This window comes from Pseudoduganella ginsengisoli (genome assembly GCF_009720865.1).
Taxonomy (GTDB): Bacteria; Pseudomonadota; Gammaproteobacteria; order Burkholderiales; family Burkholderiaceae_D; genus Rugamonas; species Rugamonas ginsengisoli.
Map to the genome: position 1 here is coordinate 148,749 of NZ_WNLA01000008.1, position 19,061 is coordinate 167,809.

Below are 19,061 nucleotides of genomic sequence, written 5' to 3' on the forward strand. Positions count from 1 at the left end.
CCATATGCCCACCCAGTTCTTCAATTACTCCGCCTTCCTTTTCTTCTACTATGCCCACGCGGGCACGTTCTCCAGCTATGCCAGCCTGTTTTATGCCGACAAAGGCATGACAGTGGCGCAGATCGGCGTGCTGATGGCGCTGATCCAGGTTATGCGGATCGTTGGCCCCAATCTGTGGGGCTGGGTCGCCGATCACAGCGAACACCGCGTGCGCGTGCTGCGCATCACGGGGCTGGCCGCCATGGCGGCATTTTCCGGCTTCTTTATCGGCACGGATTTTGCGCATTTCTTTGTGGCGATGGTGGTGCTGAATTTATTCACCAGTGCGCAGGGACCGCTGTGCGAAGCGCTGATGCTGTCGGAAATGCGCGGCGACATGACGTATTACGGCCGGATCCGCCTGTGGGGCTCCATCGGCTTTATCGTCATGATGATGGCGACGGCCTATGTGCTGGACTGGTTCGGCACCGGTGCGCTGCCCTGGTCGGCCGGCGCGCTGCTGCTGTGCACGTGGATGGCGGCGCTGCGGCTGCGCGACGTGCCGCGCCAGCCGCACAAGGGTCCGCCGCCCGCGCTGCTGTCCGTGCTGCGCCGGCGCGAAGTCATCGCATTCTTTGTGTCGTCGGCGCTGATGATTGCGGCCCACATGGCGCTGTACACGTTTTATTCACTGTATCTGGCGCGGCATGGCTACAGCAAGACACTGATCGGCGCCATGTGGTCGCTGGGGGTGGTGGCCGAAGTGGTCCTGTTTTATTTGCAGGGGCCGCTGCTGAAACGGTGGGGCGCGCGCCGCCTGCTGATGGTCACCTTTATTGCGGGCGCCGTGCGCTTTGCCGTGATCGGCGCCGGTGCGCAATGGATCGCCGCGCTGATCGCTGCGCAAGTGCTGCATGCGGCCACGTTTGCGCTGCACCACTCATCGAGCGTGCTGGCCATGCAGCGCTGGTTTGCCGGGCCATTGCAGGCAAGGGGACAGGCGCTGTATATCAGCCTGTCGTATGGCATCGGCGGTTCGCTGGCAGGCGTGGCGCTGTCGCGCTGCTGGGAGCGCTTTGGCGCGGAATCGGTGTATTTCGTGGCGGCGGGGCTGTGTGCCGCGGCGGGGATCGTGTCGGCGCTATCGTTCCACTGGCAGCGGACCGATCAGCGTTAAATAGCGTTCATTACGCTACCTTGTTGCCGCCGACGGTTTCCAGCTGATGGCGGCGTTCGATGGCTTTGACGACCATCGCACGGATATCGTTGAGCAGCGTGAATTCCGTCTGGCTCAATTGAATCGGCGGGAACGATTCATCCCAGTCGCCATACAGGAAGCCGGCCGGCTGCGCATTGGCCAGCAGCGGCAGCACGACGAAACTGCGTGCTTCGCTCAGCGTGTCGCGCCACCAGCCCGGCAGCTTGGCGGCAAACTTCGGATCCCTGGCGTTTTCAATGAAAATCACGCGGTCGCTGTTGAGCGCTGCATGGAACACGTTCGGCTCATAGGCGTCGGAAAATGTCATTTCCGCCAGCCGTTCGCGCACGCCGTCGCCAAAGCTCATGCGGGCGGTGTAGCAGCTTTCGCGGCGGTTGCGGACAAACGCCACGGCGCGCGAAAATTCCAGCCCCTGGTAGATGGTTTCCAGCGCAATCGACACCATCTGGCCCGGCATGGCCGTGGCTGCGATGTCGCGCATGTCGTTCAAGCCGCTTTGCAGGATCTTGATGCCTTCGGCGCGCTGGCGTGTTTTCGCCAGCGCCTTGGCGCGGCGCTCGGCCGGCTTGGACAGCGGCGCGATGGTCAAATCCGCTGCCGCCACGGCTTTGGCTTTTTCGATGGCCGCATCCATTTGTTCGGGATCGACGCCCAGCATGGCGGAGTAGCTGGCGGTAATGCGCCTGACTTCTTCGGCGCCCGCCGCATCGTCATTCCACAGCGATTCCGCGCATTGCGCAGCCATCGTCGACAGGCCGGCAATCCAGTCGGAAGCCGACACTTCCTGTCCTTCTTCCATCGGCCCTAGTTTGCGCATGCCGTTTTGCAGGTTTTTCGGCAAACCCCAGTGCGCGGCGGCGGCGCTGCCCACTTCTTCCAGGGTCAGGCCCAGCACATCGGGCGCCGCATCATCTTCACGGCCTTCGCCGCCTTGCTGGCGCATCAATTCCCAGCGCTCGGGCATGTAGAACGTGATCATCATGCGGCCCAAGGTGTGCAGCATCGAGCACACGACAGCTTCTTCCGCGTGGATCGACGACGCGCTTTCCGCCACTTGCTGCGCCACCATGCCGGCCAGTACGGCCTTTTCCATTTCAACGTGGGCCACGCCGTGGTTGGGCGACGTGCTGGTCATTTCTTCGACCATCTTCAAGCCCAGCGCCAGGTGGCCAATGGCATCGGTGCCCAGCACCAGCACGGCTTTGGACACGGTATTGACGTGCTGCCCAAACGATGAATACATGCCGCTATTGGCCAGGCGCAGCACTTTTTGCGTCAGGACCGGGTCCGACAGCACGGTGCGCGTCATGTTGAATTCCACGTCATCTTCGCCGCGCATGGCGGACAGGATGGCGGTAATGGCTTTGGCGAAGCCCGGCATGTCGCCTTGCATGCGGGTGCGGTCCCACAGCAGGGCAAGGGTCTTGCTGCCGTCGGCTTTGCTGCTGGCGCCGGTCTGGCTCATGCGCCCACCTGCCGCAATTCGCCCGGCATCAGATTCGCGTACGTGCGCTCATTGAGCGCCGCAATGGCGGTCGCGGCAGCCATGGGCTTGCCGGTCAGGTAACCCTGGATGTATTTGCAGCCGCGCTGCGCCATGTAGGCCAGCTGTTCATCGGTTTCCACACCTTCCGCGACCACGGACAAATCCAGGTGCTTGGCGAGATCGAGCACGGCGTTACAGATGGCGCCATCCTTTTGCGAACCCGGCAAGTCGCGGATAAAGGCGCGGTCGATTTTCAGGACGGAAATCGGGAAGCGTTTCAGGTAGGCCAGCGACGAATAACCAGTGCCAAAGTCGTCGATGGCGATGCGCGCTTTGCGCTCTGCCATTTTCGTCAAGATCGTCTCGGCATGCGCCGGATCGATCATCAAAGTGCCTTCTGTAATCTCTAAAACCAATTGCTCACCAGGTAGGCCGGAAAACGCAATCGCGTCATCGAGCACGTCAAGGAATTTGTCATTTCGGAATTGCCGGGGGCTAATGTTAACAGAAATATACAAATTCCGCTTGGCAACTTCCTGGAATTGCTTCAGCTGGACGCAGGCCGACTTCAGCGCCCACGCGCCCAGCAGGTTGATCAAGCCATTGGTTTCCGCGATCGGCACGAACCGGGCCGGCGGCACCATGCCCAACGTCGGGTGTTTCCACCGCATCAGGGTTTCAAACCCTTCGATTTCCCGCGTGCGGGCATCGACGATGGGCTGGTAATACAGTAAAAACTCGCCTTCGCGCACGGCCGAGAACATGGCCGCTTCCAGTGAAATATCGTGTTCCGGCGGACCGCTGTGCTGCGGGTTATACACGACTGCGCGGGCCTTGCCCGTGATTTTTGCGCGCGACAGCGCGGCATCGGCCATCGCCACCAGCCGCACTTCATCTTCCGCGTGCTGCGGGTAGACGGCGACGCCGGCCGAGGCGCCGATATAAATCGTATGGCCTTCGATTTCAAACGGCGCCTGCAGCGTGGCCAGCAGGCGGCCCGTTACCAGCTTGATTTGCGCTTCCGTATACGTGCCGGGTAGAACCGCGACGAATTCATCGCCGCCCACGCGGGCCAGCGTATCGCTGTCGCGCAGGGTTTTACGCAAGCGGGCGGCAGCCATGCGCAGCACGGCGTCGCCGACCGGGTGCCCGAGGCCGTCGTTGACTTTTTTGAACGCGTCGAGGCCGATAGAGGCCACGGCAAAACCCTGGCCGGAGCGGCGGGCTTGCGCGATGGTCATGCGGATGCGGTCGGCCAGCAGCAGGCGGTTAGGCAGTTCCGTCAGCGCATCGTGCGTGGCCATGTGGCGCAAACGCTCTTCCGTCGCGTGCTGCGCCGTCAAGTCGCGGCCGATGACGAGGAATTCCTGGCGTCCTTCGATGGCGAACAGTGAAATGCGCAATTCAAACCAGATATCGGTTTCGTGCGAGCGGAAACGGGCTTCCACGCGGCCGGCCACGCCTGTTTGCTGGACGTCGGCGAGGGCGGCGCGCAGTGGCGCCTGGTCGGGGTCATAGGCCAGCGCCGGCAACAGTTGTCCGTACAACGATGGCATTTCCGCCATCAAGCAGGCGCGGCGGTTGGCATATTCAATATGGCCCGACAGTTGCAGCCGGAATACGATGTCACCAGCCTCTTCTAGAAGGCTGTCCATGTCGTTTTTGCTGTCGCGTAGCGGCACGGTGGAAGGGCTGGGTAACATCGTCACGGTCTATTTTATTGAGGCGCGGGGTAAAGCAGAACGAAATGTATCACCGATGCGCCATTAAAAAAATGAAATATGACAACTTTTATCACGGTTTTTTGAAAAAAACGTGCCTTTTAACAAGGTTGATGCGAATAGGCGCAGTAAAACCGCATGGCTTTCCAACCATCAGGGTAGCAGATGGCAATCATGGTCGTACAGTAAGAGAAAATAATCTTCAGCACAATTCCTGCGGATAATTTATTCAAGCAAGTGCTTGTTGTTTTTCCGTGACCGCATTACGCTCGTGGAATGACTGTAAGGAGCGAGCCATGCCAGTGACGGAAAATCCATTTGAAACACATCAAGTATTGAATCAGCCGGCGCCGTTCGGGAATGTCAATTTATATCTGGCAGATATTGCATTGCGCGAAGCGCTGGAACGGGAAGGCGGCGCTGCGGCACACACTGAATTAGTGGCGCTGGGAGAGCGATTGGGATTGGCGGAAACGCTGGATTTGGCGCGGTTAGCGAATGCCAATAAACCGGTTTTGCATCATTTCGACCGTACCGGCAAGCGCATCGACCAGGTGGAATTCCATCCGGCCTGGCACCAGCTGATGCAAATGCTGATTGAACATGGCGCCCATGCGTCGGCATGGGATGGTGCGCCGGGCGCACAGGTGGCGCGGGCTGCGAAGTATCTGTTGTTTGGGCAGGTCGAAAATGGCGCCCAGTGTCCCGTGACGATGACGTATGCATCCGTCGCCGCGCTGCGCCATGCGGCGCCGGCGCTGGCGCAGCAGTGGCTGCCGAAAATCCTGTCGCGCGACTATGACCCGCGCCCGCTGCCGATTGCGCAAAAGCGCGGCGCGCTGATCGGCATGGGCATGACAGAAAAGCAGGGCGGTTCCGACGTGCGGGCCAATACCACACGGGCCGAACCAGTGCTGCCTTCGGAAGCGCAATCCGTGTTTGGCGCGGAGGCCGGCGGCGTGTACCGCATCGTCGGCCATAAATGGTTTTATTCGGCGCCGCAGTGCGATGCGCACCTGGTACTGGCGCAGACGGAAGAGGGCACCAGTGCAGGCTTGAGCTGCTTCCTGGTGCCTGGCTACCTGCCCGATGGCAGCCGCAACCAGGTGCGGGTGCAGCGCCTCAAGGATAAATTGGGCAATTGCTCGAACGCGTCGTCCGAGGTGGAGTTTACCGGCGCCTATGGCTGGCTGGTAGGGCAGGCCGGGCGCGGCATCCCGACCATTTTGGACATGGCCAGCCTGACGCGCCTCGATTGCGTGATTGGCAGCGCAGCCACCATGCGTTCCGCGCTGACGCACGTGCTGCACCACGCGCGCCGGCGCACGGCGTTTGGCAAGCCGCTGTCGGAACAGCCGTTGATGCAAAACGTGCTGGCGGACCTGGCGCTGGAATCGGAAGCGGCAACGGTATTGGCCATGCGCCTGGCGCGCTGCTTTGACCATCCCGGCAATCCGCAGGAAACGCTGCTGGGGCGCATCCTGACGCCGGCCGGCAAGTACTGGGTGTGCAAGCGCGGTCCCGCGTTTGGCGCGGAAGCGATGGAAGTCATCGGCGGCAGCGGCTATGTCGAAGAAAGCCCGCTGGCGCGCATGTACCGTGATTTCCCCGTGAATTCGATCTGGGAAGGTTCCGGCAACATTATGTGCCTGGATTTGCTGCGCGCCTTTGGCAAGAGCCCGGCGGCCGGCGACGCGCTGGCGGCGGAACTGGCGCTGGCGGGCGGCGGCAATGCGCATTTCGATGGCTACCGTGCAGCGCTGCTGGCCGATGTGCGTGCAATGGCAGGGCAGGCGCCGGATGAATTCGGCGCACGCGTGCTGGCCGAGCGCATCGTGCTGGCCGTACAGGCGGCTTTGCTGCTGCGCCACGCGCCGCGCGCAGTCAGCGAGGCGTTTATTGCATCGCGCATTGACCGCGAGCCGGGCGGGGCGTTCGGGCGGCTGCCGGCGGGAACCGATTGCGCAGCCATCCTGGCGCGCGCACTGCCGCAGTAATTAATTCGCGAAAAACATTCCCCAGCCCGCGCCGGGCTGGGATAATGCCGGGTATAAGCATTTCTATATTGACATGGGTGCCGGGCGTACAGGCCGGGCATCCTCTGATCACAGGTTCCCCGACATGAAACAAGATCCGCGCTTTCCCAACCTCTACATCACCAACCACCCGCTGATCCAGCACAAGCTCAGCCACATGCGCGACAAGGCCACGTCGACGCGCACCTTCCGCGACTTGCTGAAGGAAATCACGCTGCTGATGGGGTATGAAATCACCCGCGACTTGCCGCTGACCACCCGCGAAATCGAAACGCCGCTGATGACGATCCAGGCGCCCGTGATTGCGGGCCGCAAGCTGGCCATCATTCCCGTGCTGCGCGCCGGTATCGGCATGAGCGATGGCTTGCTGGACCTGGTGCCGTCGGCCCGCGTGGGCCACATCGGCGTGTTCCGCGACCCGGAAACCCACCAGCCGGTGGAATACCTGGTGCGGTTGCCGGACCTGGAAGAGCGCATGTTCATCCTGTGCGACCCGATGGTGGCGACCGGCAATTCGGCCGTGCACGCGGTTGACGTGCTGAAAAAGCGCGGCGTGGCTGATGACCAGATCATTTTCCTGTCGCTGGTGGCGGCGCCGGAAGGCATCACGGTGTTCCAGAACGCACATCCAGGCGTGAAAATTTACTGCGCGTCGCTGGATTCGCACCTGAACGACCACGCCTACATTGTTCCCGGCCTGGGCGACGCGGGCGACCGCATTTTCGGCACCAAGTAAATCATGGCCACTGTCCAGGATCCACATTTCCGCGACCGCCTGAACGCGCTGTCAGAGAAATACGGGGCGACGATTCCCGGTACGATGGCAGCGATTTCCGCAGCGCTGTCGTATTGCTGCAACGCGGACGCGGATGAGCAATCATTGCATAAACTGCATGAATTACTGCACGGCGTGGCTGGTTCGGCAGCAACTTTTGGTTATCCTGTGCTGGGAACCGAAGCCCGCCGCCTGGAGCAGGAAGTCCGGCCATTACTGGGGAAACGCCCGGTCGACGTGGTTCACTGGCAGCAGTTGGCGGCGATGATTTCGCAGTACTTGTCCTGGGCAGCCATTGACCCGAAGGCGGCGGAATATCGTGTTTGAGAGCGTTAGCTCGACACGCACGAATGATATTCCTCAACCCTCTTCTTAAAATTTTGTCTATAGTGGCATCCATGCCGCGCGAAACACGTGCTCGGACGACGAGACAACGCAATAACGTCACTCCCTGCATTTATTTTCGTGGAAACGGGACAACCCCGTTTTATTCGGTATAATGCGGGATCGTTAGATTCAGAGTACTGCAGCTTGGCTGGCTTACTTGCTTCAAACGATATCACGGGCGCAAGCCCAATTTAACTGAAATAGGAATTGTAATGGCAACTGGTATCGTAAAATGGTTCAATGATTCGAAGGGTTTTGGCTTCATCACCCCTGACGAAGGCGGCGAAGATCTGTTCGCTCACTTCTCGGCGATCCAAACTCAAGGCTTCAAATCGCTGCAAGAGAACCAGCGCGTATCGTTCGACGTAACCGCTGGCCCAAAAGGCAAGCAAGCATCGAACATCCAACCTCTGTAATACAGGGCTGGATCCAACGATAAGAAAAATCCTCGGTCTACGAGGATTTTTTTTCGCCTGTAGCTTTCGCTACAGGCATGTGAAATACCCGATTAGTTAGGTGGCTTTGCGCCAGTACCCCGGTTGCGAGTACGAGCGGCGCAGGAAGTCTACAAACGCCCGTATCCGCAGCGGCAAGTGGTTGCGCTGGGCAAATACCGCATAAATGTCATTGCCTGGCGCGGCATGCTGTTCCAGCACCGGCACCAAGCGGCCGGCCTCCAGGTCGGCGCCCACTTCCCACATCGAACGCCACGCCAGCCCCTTACCCTGCAAGACCCACTCGTGCAGCACGGCGCCGTCATTGCAGCCCATGTTGCCCGACACTTTCATCGTGATGATTTTGCCATCGACCTTGAAGGTCCAGCCGCGCTGGCTGCCGTCGCTGCTGATGGCCAGGCAATTGTGCTTGGCCAGGTCGTCCAGCGTGGTCGGCGTGCCATGGCGTTTCAGGTAAGCGGGGGTGGCGACAATGACGCGGTGATTGTCCGCCAGCTTCACGCCCACCAGGCTGGAATCCTGCAGCGACGCGATACGGATCGCCACGTCAACGCCTTCACCGATCAAGTCCACCACGCGGTCGGACAGGTTCAGCGTGGCGCGCACGTCGCGGTGTTCAGCGAGGAACGACGGCAGCAGCGGCGCCACGTGCTGGCGGCCAAAACCGGCCGGCGCCGACACCAGCAAGTGGCCTGTTGCGCGCGCGCTGCGTTCGGCCACGGCCGCTTCCGCGTCTTCCAGTTCCGTCAAAATGCGCTGGCAATCTTCCAGGAATGCGGCGCCTTCGTTGGTCAGGGCCAGTTTGCGCGTGGTGCGCTGCAACAGTTTAACCCCCAGCCGCTGCTCCAGTGCATCAAGCCGGCGCCCAATAACGGCGGGCGCTATGCCTTCCGCGCGGGCTGCGGCAGACAGGCTGCCCTTGGCGACAACATCGACGAACGTGGAGATTTGCCTGAACTGCCCCATTCAACTGCTCCTTTTGATTTGTGCAAAAAACGCATAGATGATGTGATTTTTAGTCTTGTTTCCATAACTTATTAGTGAATATACTGCAAAAACGATGTGGGCGTAAAAGCCTATACTGAGGATTCCATCAATACGAAAGAACGGAGATCACATGTCGCAAGCCACCATTCAACTGCCAGCTGGTATGGAAATCACGGGCGCCATCAAGCCCGGTTACGAAACGGTACTGACCCCTGAAGCGCTGGCCCTGGTGGCCAAGCTGTCGCGTGCATTCGAGCCGCGCCGCCAGGAATTGCTGGCCGCCCGCGTGGCCCGCGCCAAGCGCCTGGACGAGGGTGAGCGTCCTGACTTCCTGAAGGAAACCGCCCATATCCGCGAAGGCAACTGGACGATTGCGCCGATCCCGAAAGCGCTGGAATGCCGCCGCGTGGAAATCACGGGCCCGGTGGACCGCAAGATGGTCATCAACGCGCTCAATTCCGGCGCCGACAGCTACATGACCGACTTCGAAGATTCGAACACGCCAAACTGGGATAACCAGATTTCCGGCCAGATCAACATGATTGATGCGGTGCGCAAAACCATTTCGCTGGAACAGAATGGCAAGTCGTACAAGCTGAACGACAAGACCGCCACCCTGGTGGTGCGTCCACGCGGCTGGCACCTGGATGAAAAGCACGTGCTGGTCGATGGCAAGCGCATTTCCGGCGGTATCTTCGACTTCGCGCTGTTCATGTTCCACAACGCGAAAGAACAGCTGGCCCGTGGCGCCGGTCCTTACTTCTACCTGCCGAAGATGGAATCGCACCTGGAAGCGCGCCTGTGGAACGACATCTTCGTCATGACGCAAAATGAGCTGGGCATCCCGCAAGGCACGATCAAAGCCACCGTGCTGATCGAAACCATCCTGGCCGCGTTTGAAATGGATGAAATCCTGTATGAGCTGCGTGAACACAGCTCGGGCCTGAACGCGGGCCGCTGGGATTACATCTTCTCATGCATCAAGAAATTCAAGCTGGACAAGGACTTCTGCCTGGCCGACCGCGCCAAAGTCACGATGACGTCGCCATTCATGCGTTCGTACGCGCTGCTGCTGCTGAAAACCTGCCACAAGCGCAATGCACCGGCCATCGGCGGCATGGCGGCACTGATCCCGATCAAGAATGATCCGGAAAAGAATGAAATCGCGATGGGCGGCGTGCGCAACGACAAATCGCGCGACGCGACCGATGGCTATGACGGCGGCTGGGTCGCGCACCCTGGCCTGGTGGAACTGGCCATGGGCGAGTTCAAGAAAGTGCTGGGCGATGCGCCGAACCAGATCAGCAAACAGCGTCCTGACGTCAACGTGACAGCCGCCGACTTGCTGAACTTCCAGCCGGAAGCGCCGATCACGGAAGCGGGCCTGCGCTACAACATCAACGTGGGTATCCACTACCTGGGCAGCTGGCTGGGCGGCAATGGCTGCGTGCCGATCCACAACCTGATGGAAGATGCGGCGACGGCGGAAATCAGCCGTGCGCAGGTTTGGCAGTGGATCCGCTCGACCAAAGGCGTGCTGGACAATGGCGCCAAAGTCACCGCGGACATCGTGCTGAAGATGATCGAAGAAGAATTGCCGAAGGTGAAAGCCACGGCGCCGGATGGTTCCAGCCCGAACTACGACCGCGCAGGCCAGATCTTCGCCGACATGTGCACGTCGTCGAACTTCGCGGAATTCCTGACCTTGCCGCTGTACGAAGAAATCTGATGAATGCGCCGCGGGGCGGCGCTTCACTGAAAACGGCGCCCGTGTGGCGCCGTTGCTGTTATTGCTGCTTTCGCTGGGACAGCGGTGGTTTGTCGAGGAAGGCTTGCAGCGCCGCCTCATCGATCCTGTTCCCCGCAATCCGCCACAGCAGCGAATCAATCCGGTCCGCGCCCCAGAAAAATTCCCCTTCATATTCAAACGTGGGCACGCCGAAAATGCCCCGTCCGATGGCGGTTTCCGTGGCCGCGGCCAGCTGCTGCTTGATTTCCGGCGTCACGGCCGCTTCCGCCAGCGCTTCGCCATCGAGGCCGCAGTCATTGGCCAGCACAATCAGCACATCAGACTGCGACACATCCTTGCCCCGTTCCCAGCACGCCGCATACATGGCAACGACGAACGCTTTGCGCTGTTCCGGATCCGTAATGGCCGTGGCCATGCGCAGCGCCATCAGCGGATTGAACGGGTGGCCCGGCGGCCCGACAAACTTCAAGCCCATTTCCGCCGCCAGCCGCATCACGTCGCGGAACGTGTGCACGCGCTTGGCGGGAATTTCCGCCGGTCCTTTATTACCGTGCGCCGTCAACATGGCGGCAAATAAGATCGGCTGGAATTCAACCCGGCAGCCAGCCGCTTCAATGCAGCTGATATCCTTGGTCGCCAGCCAGGCAAACGGGCTGATCGGGTCAAAATAAAACGTCACCAGCGGGCGTACACTCATACTGTCTCCTCAGAAAGTATTTTTCCATTGCCGCAGGGCCGCAAACACGGCCACCGAGTCTTCGCCACCTTGCAGTTTTCCTTTTGTTACTAATTGTGCCGCGATTTGCGGTTTCCCGTAGCGCAAAAACGGGTTGGTGCTGCGTTCCATGCCGATCGTGCTGGGCACGGTCGGTTCGCCCCGGTCCCGCTTGCGGCGGTCCGCTTCCATGCGGGCCTGCAAATCCATATTGCCAGGTTCCACGGCCAGCGCGAAACGCAGGTTGGACAGCGTGTATTCATGGGCGCAAAAGACTTTCGTATCGGAAGGCAGCGCCGCCAATTTGTCCAGCGACGCGGCCATTTGCGCGGGCGTGCCTTCAAACAGGCGGCCGCAGCCGCCGGCAAACAGCGTGTCGCCGCAAAACAGCCAGTGTTCGCCGTCGTTGCGGACGTAGGCAATATGGCCGCGCGTATGGCCCGGCACATCCAGCACGGACAAGCGCAGCGGCAAGCCCGGCACGTCGATGGCGTCGCCCTCGGACAGTGGCTGCGTGACCACAGCAATACCATCGTGTGCGGGGCCGAATACGGGCACCGCGTATTGCTGCAATAATGCAGGGACACCGCCGGTATGGTCGGCGTGGTGGTGGGTGAGTAAAATGGCAGTCAGCACCAGCTTATTTGCGCGCAATGCTGCCTGGATGGGTTGCGCATCGCCCGGGTCCACCACGGCGGCGTTCACACCATTGTGGATCAGCCACAGGTAATTGTCGTTAAAAGCGGGTATGGTGAGAACACTGAGCGTTTGGTTCATACAGTCGGGGAAAGTGGCATGGATAGCGCCGCATCAGAAAAATCCATTATAGCGCTGGACTCCTGGCTGCAAACGCCGGCCGGCGCGTACGTGCGCGCATGGGAACAAGCTCAGCTTGACGCACTGACAGCCGATATTTTCGGCTATAACGCCGTGCAAATCGGTTTGCCGCAAATCGATGCGCTGGCCGCCAACCGCATGCCGCGCAAATGGCTGGCCGATATCCGGCCCCGTGCGCGGCTCGATAACGTGACGGAACTGCGGCAGGTGGCCGTGACGTTCGATTACGCGGAGCTGCCGTTTGCGTCGCAAAGCCTGGATTTGGTCGTGTTGCCGCACGTGCTGGAATTTGCCGCCGAGCCGCACCAGGTGTTGCGCGAAGTGGAGCGGGTCCTGATTCCTGAAGGGCAAGTGATCATTTGCGGCTTCAATCCCGCCAGCCTGTGGGGCTTGCGCCAGGTCACCGGACGCCTGACCGGATCGCACTTTTTACCGCCCGCCGGCGAATTCATCTCTATGCCGCGCATGCGCGACTGGTTAAAATTGTTGAATTTGGGCGCGACCACCAGCCACTTTGGCTGTTATGCGCCTGCCTGCCGCACTGAAAAGTGGCTGCAGCGCTATGCGTTCATGGACCGCGCCGGCGCCCGCTGGTGGCCCTATTTGGGCGCCGTATATATGGTGCAGGCGATCAAGCGCGTCAAAGGCATGCGGCTGATCGGCCCGCCATGGACAAAAAAACGGGTGGCGGCGCCGGTCGCCATACCGGCAACGAATAAACGACGGGAATCACAGGATGGACAAGGTTGAGATTTTTACTGACGGTGCGTGCAAGGGCAATCCTGGCACCGGCGGCTGGGGGGCATGGCTGGTGGCAGGCGAGGCGCAAAAAGAAATGTTCGGCGGCGAGCTCAATACGACCAATAACCGGATGGAATTGACTGCGGTGATTGAATCGCTGAAGGCATTGAAGCGTCCGTGCGAAGTGGTCCTGCACACTGACTCCCAGTATGTGCAAAAGGGGATCAGCGAGTGGATCCATGGCTGGAAGCGCAAGGGCTGGGTGACGTCCACCAAGGAACCCGTGAAGAATGCGGATTTGTGGCAGGCGCTGGACCAGATCCAGGCCACGCACAAAGTCGACTGGCGCTGGGTGCGCGGCCACAATGGCCATCCCGGCAATGAAAAAGCCGACCAGCTCGCCAACATGGGCGTCGAGTCGGTCCGCCGCAAATAATTCGCCAAGGCAGCCTCTGCTATACTGCCGCCCGTTCGTCAGCCTTCTTTATGAATCCCATGCGTCAAATCGTTCTCGATACTGAAACCACCGGCATCAACCCGAAACAAGGCAACCGCATCATTGAGATCGGCTGCGTTGAGCTGGTCAATCGCATGTTGACGGGAAATAACTTCCACGTTTACATCAATCCGGAACGCGATTCGGAAGAGGGCGCACTGGCGGTGCACGGCTTGACGACGGAATTCCTCAGCACCAAGCCGAAATTTGCTGAAATCGTCGATGAATTCCGCGCATACATCCAAGGCGCGGAATTAATCATCCATAACGCGCCGTTCGACATGGGCTTCCTGAACCACGAGTTCAGCCTGGCAAAATTGCCGTCCTTTGACAGCCACGTGCATGGCGTCATCGATACGCTGGTGCAAGCCAAGGAAATGCGTCCGGGCAAGCGCAACTCGCTGGATGCGCTGTGCGACCACTTCGGTATTTCCAACGCCCACCGCAAACTGCACGGCGCATTGCTGGACGCGGAATTGCTGGCGGACGTCTACCTGGCCATGACCCGGGGCCAGAACAGCCTGGGCATGGATGTCGAAGAAGAAATTGTCTCACACGATGGCGCGCTGGAAGACGTGGCGCTGGGTGAGATTATCGTGCTGGCGGCGTCGGCTGATGAACTGGCCGCGCATGAAGACGTGCTCAATGCGCTGGATAAAGGCGTCAAAGGCACATGCGTGTGGCGCACGGCGCCGGCAGCGTAAATTAGCAAGGCCGTCGCGAGACGGCCTTTTGCTTACAGCATCAAGCCAGCTTGCGGCGGCGTGCTGCCAGGCCGACCACGCCCAGCCCCGCCAGCAGCATGCCCCACGTTTCAGGTTCTGGTACGGGCGTCGTCACCATGTCGCGGGCAAACAGCGTCAAATTGCTGAAGCGAGGATGGTTGTCCTGGCCTTTGCCTACCGTCCAGTTGATTCCCCACGTGCCGTTCAGCGTTTGGCCCGGCAGCACGGTCTGGTTATCGAACAGCCACGAGGCTCCCTGGTTACCCGCATGCATGGCAAGCGCTAGGTCCAGATTCACGGACGACGTCAGGCTGGTATTGGTGACGCTCCAGCCGCCGCTGGTGCTGTTTGAAAAGTTGAACGTAAAAGTCAGCACGCCGGCATTTTGCAGGCCGGAGCCGCTATCGAGTTTATCGAGCAGCGACCAGGTGCCGCTGCCATAGGATGCAAACGGGGCATCCATGCCGCTGGTATTGCCGTTCGGGCCGGCGTGCGGATTCCAGCCTGCCGCGTAAGCAAACGCATCGGCAGGGCTGCCAGCCAGGGTGACATCATTGGCCGAGGCGGTGCCGATGGCCGCGGAGGCAGCGCCGGCCAGCATCAGGCCGGCGATGGCGACGCTGAGTTTTTTTATCAGTGGTTTCTTCATGAGGACTCCATAGTATTTAAGACAATGTTGCCAAAAAAGATTAGCATGAACTCATCCTGAAGCCAGGCTTAACGTGTTCAATTTCGCGCGGCAAGTACTTGTTTCATATGGAATTATTTGCTTTTGGAATTTGTTTCCTATGGTCAGTGCCGGCTACAGCAAGAATGTGGCGATCTAGTCCGAATTGACGTAGGTACGCTTGCGCCTTTGCCGAATAATCCCCTGCATACAACCACTATTCGGGGGAACACCATGTCGCTTAACCTGAAGATCGGCGCCCGGCTGGCGCTGGGATTTGGCGCTGTGCTGGTTTTGCTGGCAGCCATCCTGGCTACCGGGCTGGTGTCGCTGGCCCGCATCGGCAGCGCCGCGCAAGATATCGTCAACGATAAAAACGTGAAAATGGCGGCCGCCAACGCCATGACGGGCCACGTGCGCGCCATTGCCCTCGGTTCCACGGCCATGATGGTGGTGCCGGATTTGCAGATCAACGACGAACTGGACAAGGTGGCGGAAGCGCGCAAGCGCTATGCGGCCGCGCGCGACGCGCTGGTCAGGCTGCACATGGATGCGCGTGAAAACCAGTTGCTGGCGCTGGCGGACGCAGCGCTGAAAACCAGCCTGGCGAAAAATGAGCACATGCTGACGTTGCGCCGCAATGGCGAAACACAGGATGCCGCCGCCTTCCTCACGGATGAAGCGGGTCCGGCATTAAAGGCAGTCTTGAAAGCGTTCGATCAATTGATTGCCCATGAAACCACGCTGGCCACGCAGGCTGGCGCACAGGCAGCCGAACAGGTGACGGCGTCGCAAGGCATGCTGCTGGTGCTGGGTTTGCTGGCGGTGGCGCTGGGCGCCGCGGTAGCGTGGTTTATTACGCGCTCCATTACGGCGCCGCTGGCCAGCGCGATTGCCGTCGCGGAAACCGTGGCGGCCGGGGATTTGTCGTCGCGCATCGATACGCAGGCAAGCGATGAAACCGGCCGCTTACTGCGTGCGCTGAAAGCCATGAACGACAGCCTGCTGCACGTGGTCGGACAAGTGCGGGCCGGTACCGATGCCATTACCACGGCATCCGGTGAAATCGCGGCAGGCAATATGGATTTGTCGGCCCGCACGGAACAGCAAGCCGGATCGCTGGAAGAAACCGTCGCAGCCATGGATGAATTGACGTCCACCGTGCAGCGCAATGCCGGCAATGCGCAGCGGGCTGACACGCTGGCGCAATCCGCGTCGGCCGTGGCAAAGCGGGGCGGCGCGATTGTGTCGCAAGTGGTCGATACCATGGGCGAAATCCACGCATCGTCGCGCCGCATCGTCGACATCATTGGCGTCATCGATGGCATCGCATTCCAGACCAATATCCTGGCTTTGAATGCCGCCGTGGAAGCGGCCCGCGCCGGAGAACAGGGCCGCGGCTTTGCTGTCGTGGCGGCGGAAGTGCGCTCGCTGGCACAGCGCTCGGCCGGCGCCGCGCGGGAAATCAAGGAATTGATTGCCGCTTCGGTCGCCAACGTGGAAGCCGGTTCCAGGCTGGTCAATGAAGCCGGGCAGACCATGGGCGATATCGTCGGCAGTATCGGCAAGGTGGCCGGCATCATGGGAGAGATCACGTCGGCCAGCCGCGAACAAACGCACGGCATCAGCCACATCAACCAGGCCATTGCCCAACTCGATGGCATGACACAGCAAAATGCCGCGCTGGTGGAACAGGCGGCTGCCGCATCGCACAGTCTGCGCGAGCAGGCTGAACGGCTAAGCAATGTCGTGCGGTTCTTTAATACAGGCGAGACGGCTGCGCCGCGATTGATCTTGCATCATGGCGTTGCGCCGGTGTTTGACGCGGAAGCGGACCCGTCATCGAACAAGCGGGTGTCGCGGGGATGAGCCTGTGTCTGCCTGCCGGTACAGATGTAAAACTATTTCACAAAGACAATAAAATTTGCACATTCCCATGCTATTCTGCAACGGCCCGCCGCTGTGGCGGCGCCCGATAATAACAAGGAGGTGTAGATGAGTTCAGCAGCATTGCGTCATACCCTGTCAGCTCTGTCCGTTGCTGCCGCACTGGCGGCGCCCGCGTCCGCCGCGGTGGTTTCTTATGACATCGGCCCGATCTCGTATATCAACCAGTTGTACACGATGACTGCGCCGTCTTCGTATGCAAGCTGCAAGCCTGCCACCACTACCGGCACCATTGAATGCTACCTGATGGAGTCGCTCAAGCGCGACGGCATTCCCGTCAATTCCGTGACGGTGGCACCCAATGCCGCCGGTACCGCGTACACGGTCAGCATCGACAGCAACGATCCCCGCGCCCAGCAATACCAGGCCGCGCAAACCACGTTCCTTGACAATAACCATGCGGGCCAGGCGCTGAACGGCGTCACCGCGTGCGAAGCCGACCAGTCGTGCTGGCAAGTGCAAAGTGCGCAAAACTTGAAGGGCTGCCCTGGCCCATGGCAATTCTGGCTGCCGCTGGGCTTGCCGATGGTGTCGCAAAAAGCCGTGATGATGCTGCACTATCCGCCGTACACGTCATTCCAGGCTTACGATTACTTGAACAACGCCACGTTGAACCGCTGGGAGCGCATGCTGACCACGGTGGGCGTGCCGGCCAGCCAGGTCAACCTGTATGAATCCATTGTTGATATCGCGCCGATCGCCGCTCCCGGCAGCGGCGAGACCGCGTGCCTGACGCCGGGCATGTCGGAAGCCTACTTCAGCAATGCCAGCGCCAACCGCAATTACATTACGCCGATGCTGACCTTGCTGGCCAACCCACCCGTCAATGCATCCAAGCAGGGCACGGCGCCGGTGCTCGTGTTTGGCAGCGAGCCACGCCAGGTGTGGCAAGACATGTACAAGCTGAAGTCGTTCAACGTGCTCGACGTCGGTACTGTGACGATGCCGGGTGATACCAAGCCGACTGCGTATATCGCGGCCAACCACCCGATCGCCGCCGTGTATGACACGTGCACCAGCACACCTAACATCATCACGATGGAAATCCAGGATTTGACGACGGCGTGCTTTGCGCAAGCCATGAGTGCGGATCCGACGGCCAACCCGACCGCGGTGCGTGACGCCTGCAAGGCGCAGCAAAGCCAGAACCAGGCCGGCATTTGCATCAATGCGAAGATGGACATGAGCAAGTATCCATACTGGACCTGGGACCAGGCCAAGACATGGTGCGATGCCAATAACAACAACCCATGCCCATCGGCGCAGGCCAAAGGCGCAAAGAGCGCCAAAGCCGGCGCCGCCAAAAAGCAGTAACAGCCAACGGGGAGGGCGGCCAGGCGCCGCGCCTCCCTGCCAGCCGTTTATTGCGTCCGCTTGACCGTCAACAGCGCCACGGGATTGTCCCAGCGCTGTGCTTGCGTCAACGCGGACGTCGCCAGCCCATCGTCGCTGCTGACGATACCCGGATGCAGGTGTACGGTATTGACGATGTCATCGCGCGTGGCGTTAAAGCCTTCCCGCTTGCCGCCGGACTTCGCCGTTGCCGGTCCCGGCACCGTATCGGCGCTTTCCGTATTGCGTTCCGTGCCTGCGTCATAGCTGAGCAACCGCACCGTCATCGTGGCGCCTACCGCCAGCGATGACAGCGATTGCGCGCTCAGCCCTGCAAATCCATCGTTGGTATTGCCCAGCATGCTGGCCATCGACAGCCGCGCGTTCGCCAGGCCGCCGGCCGGTATGGTCAAGGTCACGCTGGCGCTGTTGCCCGGACCCGGCAGCAGCGGGCCGCCGCTGGCAACGGCAGTGGCGTAGACGGACTTCGAGTCATTGGCCAGCGCCGCCATTTGCGTGGTTTCGCCCGCTTCAGCTATGTGTTCCAGCGCGACGCTGGCTGGTTCGCCGACGTTAAACATGGAAAAACCATCGCTGTGGGCAACCGCCACCATCGGCGACAGCGGCTGGCCGGCCGTCAAGTTCACCAGCGTGATGTCGAACATGGCGTTGGCCGGCGCCGGCGGCGTGACCGGCGCGGGTGTTTCCGTCATGGCGTGGCTGCCGCCGTTGCAGGCGGACAGCATGGCTGCTGCCGCGATGGCGCCCAGGGCGAGCGTGTAGCGTTTCGAGTTAGTCATGCGGCG

18 protein-coding genes are annotated in these 19,061 nt (G+C 60.5%); 11 read left to right on the forward strand and 7 right to left on the reverse strand.

Going from position 1 to position 19,061, the window contains the following annotated elements:
- The first annotated feature begins 4 nt into the window (after window positions 1-4).
- Window positions 5-1,156, forward strand: a complete 1,152-nt coding sequence (locus GM668_RS14230; RefSeq protein WP_155439621.1) for an MFS transporter — start codon at window positions 5-7, stop codon at window positions 1,154-1,156.
- A 10-nt stretch (window positions 1,157-1,166) separates the two neighbouring features.
- On the opposite strand, the gene GM668_RS14235 is transcribed toward GM668_RS14230, so the two are convergent.
- Both GM668_RS14235 and GM668_RS14240 read right to left on the reverse strand, forming a co-directional pair.
- Window positions 1,167-2,663, reverse strand: a complete 1,497-nt coding sequence (locus tag GM668_RS14235; protein WP_229499309.1) for an HDOD domain-containing protein — start codon at window positions 2,661-2,663, stop codon at window positions 1,167-1,169.
- Entirely contained in the window at window positions 2,660-4,339 is a 1,680-nt protein-coding gene (locus GM668_RS14240; protein ID WP_229499311.1) for a putative bifunctional diguanylate cyclase/phosphodiesterase, read from the reverse strand. Before GM668_RS14240 ends, GM668_RS14235 begins: the two co-directional genes overlap by 4 nt.
- Window positions 4,340-4,701: 362 nt before the next feature.
- On the opposite strand from GM668_RS14240, the gene GM668_RS14245 reads away from it, so the two are divergent.
- From GM668_RS14245 to GM668_RS14260, 4 genes are all read left to right on the forward strand, one after another.
- The gene (locus GM668_RS14245) at window positions 4,702-6,402 is read left to right on the forward strand and encodes an isovaleryl-CoA dehydrogenase (protein WP_155439622.1); all 1,701 of its coding nucleotides are present in this window, start codon (window positions 4,702-4,704) and stop codon (window positions 6,400-6,402) included.
- 124 nt (window positions 6,403-6,526) lie between these two features.
- Window positions 6,527-7,177, forward strand: a complete 651-nt coding sequence (gene upp, locus GM668_RS14250) for a uracil phosphoribosyltransferase (protein WP_155439623.1) — start codon at window positions 6,527-6,529, stop codon at window positions 7,175-7,177.
- 3 nt (window positions 7,178-7,180) lie between these two features.
- Window positions 7,181-7,543: an Hpt domain-containing protein gene (locus GM668_RS14255; RefSeq protein WP_155439624.1), complete on the forward strand. Its 363-nt coding sequence runs from the start codon at window positions 7,181-7,183 to the stop codon at window positions 7,541-7,543.
- Window positions 7,544-7,815: 272 nt separating this feature from the next.
- Entirely contained in the window at window positions 7,816-8,019 is a 204-nt protein-coding gene (locus GM668_RS14260; RefSeq protein ID WP_154378486.1) for a cold-shock protein, read from the forward strand.
- 96 nt (window positions 8,020-8,115) lie between these two features.
- Here GM668_RS14260 and GM668_RS14265 read toward each other — a convergent pair whose 3' ends face one another.
- The gene (locus tag GM668_RS14265; RefSeq protein WP_155439625.1) at window positions 8,116-9,024 is read right to left on the reverse strand and encodes a LysR family transcriptional regulator; all 909 of its coding nucleotides are present in this window, start codon (window positions 9,022-9,024) and stop codon (window positions 8,116-8,118) included.
- 151 nt (window positions 9,025-9,175) lie between these two features.
- On the opposite strand from GM668_RS14265, the gene aceB reads away from it, so the two are divergent.
- Window positions 9,176-10,774: a malate synthase A gene (aceB, locus tag GM668_RS14270; protein ID WP_155439626.1), complete on the forward strand. Its 1,599-nt coding sequence runs from the start codon at window positions 9,176-9,178 to the stop codon at window positions 10,772-10,774.
- 58 nt (window positions 10,775-10,832) lie between these two features.
- Here aceB and GM668_RS14275 read toward each other — a convergent pair whose 3' ends face one another.
- Entirely contained in the window at window positions 10,833-11,492 is a 660-nt protein-coding gene (locus GM668_RS14275) for a 2-hydroxychromene-2-carboxylate isomerase (protein ID WP_155439627.1), read from the reverse strand.
- Between the two features lie 9 nt (window positions 11,493-11,501).
- Entirely contained in the window at window positions 11,502-12,287 is a 786-nt protein-coding gene (gene gloB / locus GM668_RS14280; RefSeq protein ID WP_155439628.1) for a hydroxyacylglutathione hydrolase, read from the reverse strand.
- Between the two features lie 18 nt (window positions 12,288-12,305).
- On the opposite strand from gloB, the gene GM668_RS14285 reads away from it, so the two are divergent.
- From GM668_RS14285 to dnaQ, 3 genes are read left to right on the forward strand one after another with little or no spacing between them, the layout of a single operon-like run.
- Entirely contained in the window at window positions 12,306-13,097 is a 792-nt protein-coding gene (locus tag GM668_RS14285) for a class I SAM-dependent methyltransferase (protein WP_155439629.1), read from the forward strand.
- Window positions 13,084-13,524: a ribonuclease HI gene (rnhA, locus tag GM668_RS14290; RefSeq protein WP_154378474.1), complete on the forward strand. Its 441-nt coding sequence runs from the start codon at window positions 13,084-13,086 to the stop codon at window positions 13,522-13,524. The genes GM668_RS14285 and rnhA overlap by 14 nt, the downstream gene beginning before the upstream one ends.
- 59 nt (window positions 13,525-13,583) lie before the next feature.
- Window positions 13,584-14,288, forward strand: coding sequence for a DNA polymerase III subunit epsilon (gene dnaQ, locus GM668_RS14295; RefSeq protein WP_155439630.1), 705 nt, complete (start codon window positions 13,584-13,586; stop codon window positions 14,286-14,288).
- 40 nt (window positions 14,289-14,328) lie between these two features.
- Here dnaQ and GM668_RS31180 read toward each other — a convergent pair whose 3' ends face one another.
- Window positions 14,329-14,958, reverse strand: coding sequence for a PEPxxWA-CTERM sorting domain-containing protein (locus tag GM668_RS31180; RefSeq protein ID WP_229499314.1), 630 nt, complete (start codon window positions 14,956-14,958; stop codon window positions 14,329-14,331).
- A 252-nt stretch (window positions 14,959-15,210) separates the two neighbouring features.
- Between GM668_RS31180 and GM668_RS31595 the strand changes: the two genes are divergently transcribed.
- Both GM668_RS31595 and GM668_RS14310 read left to right on the forward strand, forming a co-directional pair.
- Entirely contained in the window at window positions 15,211-16,845 is a 1,635-nt protein-coding gene (locus GM668_RS31595; RefSeq protein WP_155439631.1) for a methyl-accepting chemotaxis protein, read from the forward strand.
- A 126-nt stretch (window positions 16,846-16,971) separates the two neighbouring features.
- Complete coding sequence (locus GM668_RS14310; RefSeq protein WP_155439632.1) at window positions 16,972-18,237, forward strand: hypothetical protein; 1,266 nt, start codon at window positions 16,972-16,974, stop codon at window positions 18,235-18,237.
- A gap of 47 nt (window positions 18,238-18,284) precedes the next feature.
- Here the strand turns inward: GM668_RS14310 and GM668_RS14315 are convergent, their stop codons facing one another.
- The gene (locus GM668_RS14315; RefSeq protein WP_155439633.1) at window positions 18,285-19,055 is read right to left on the reverse strand and encodes a spondin domain-containing protein; all 771 of its coding nucleotides are present in this window, start codon (window positions 19,053-19,055) and stop codon (window positions 18,285-18,287) included.
- Window positions 19,056-19,061 lie beyond the last annotated feature (6 nt).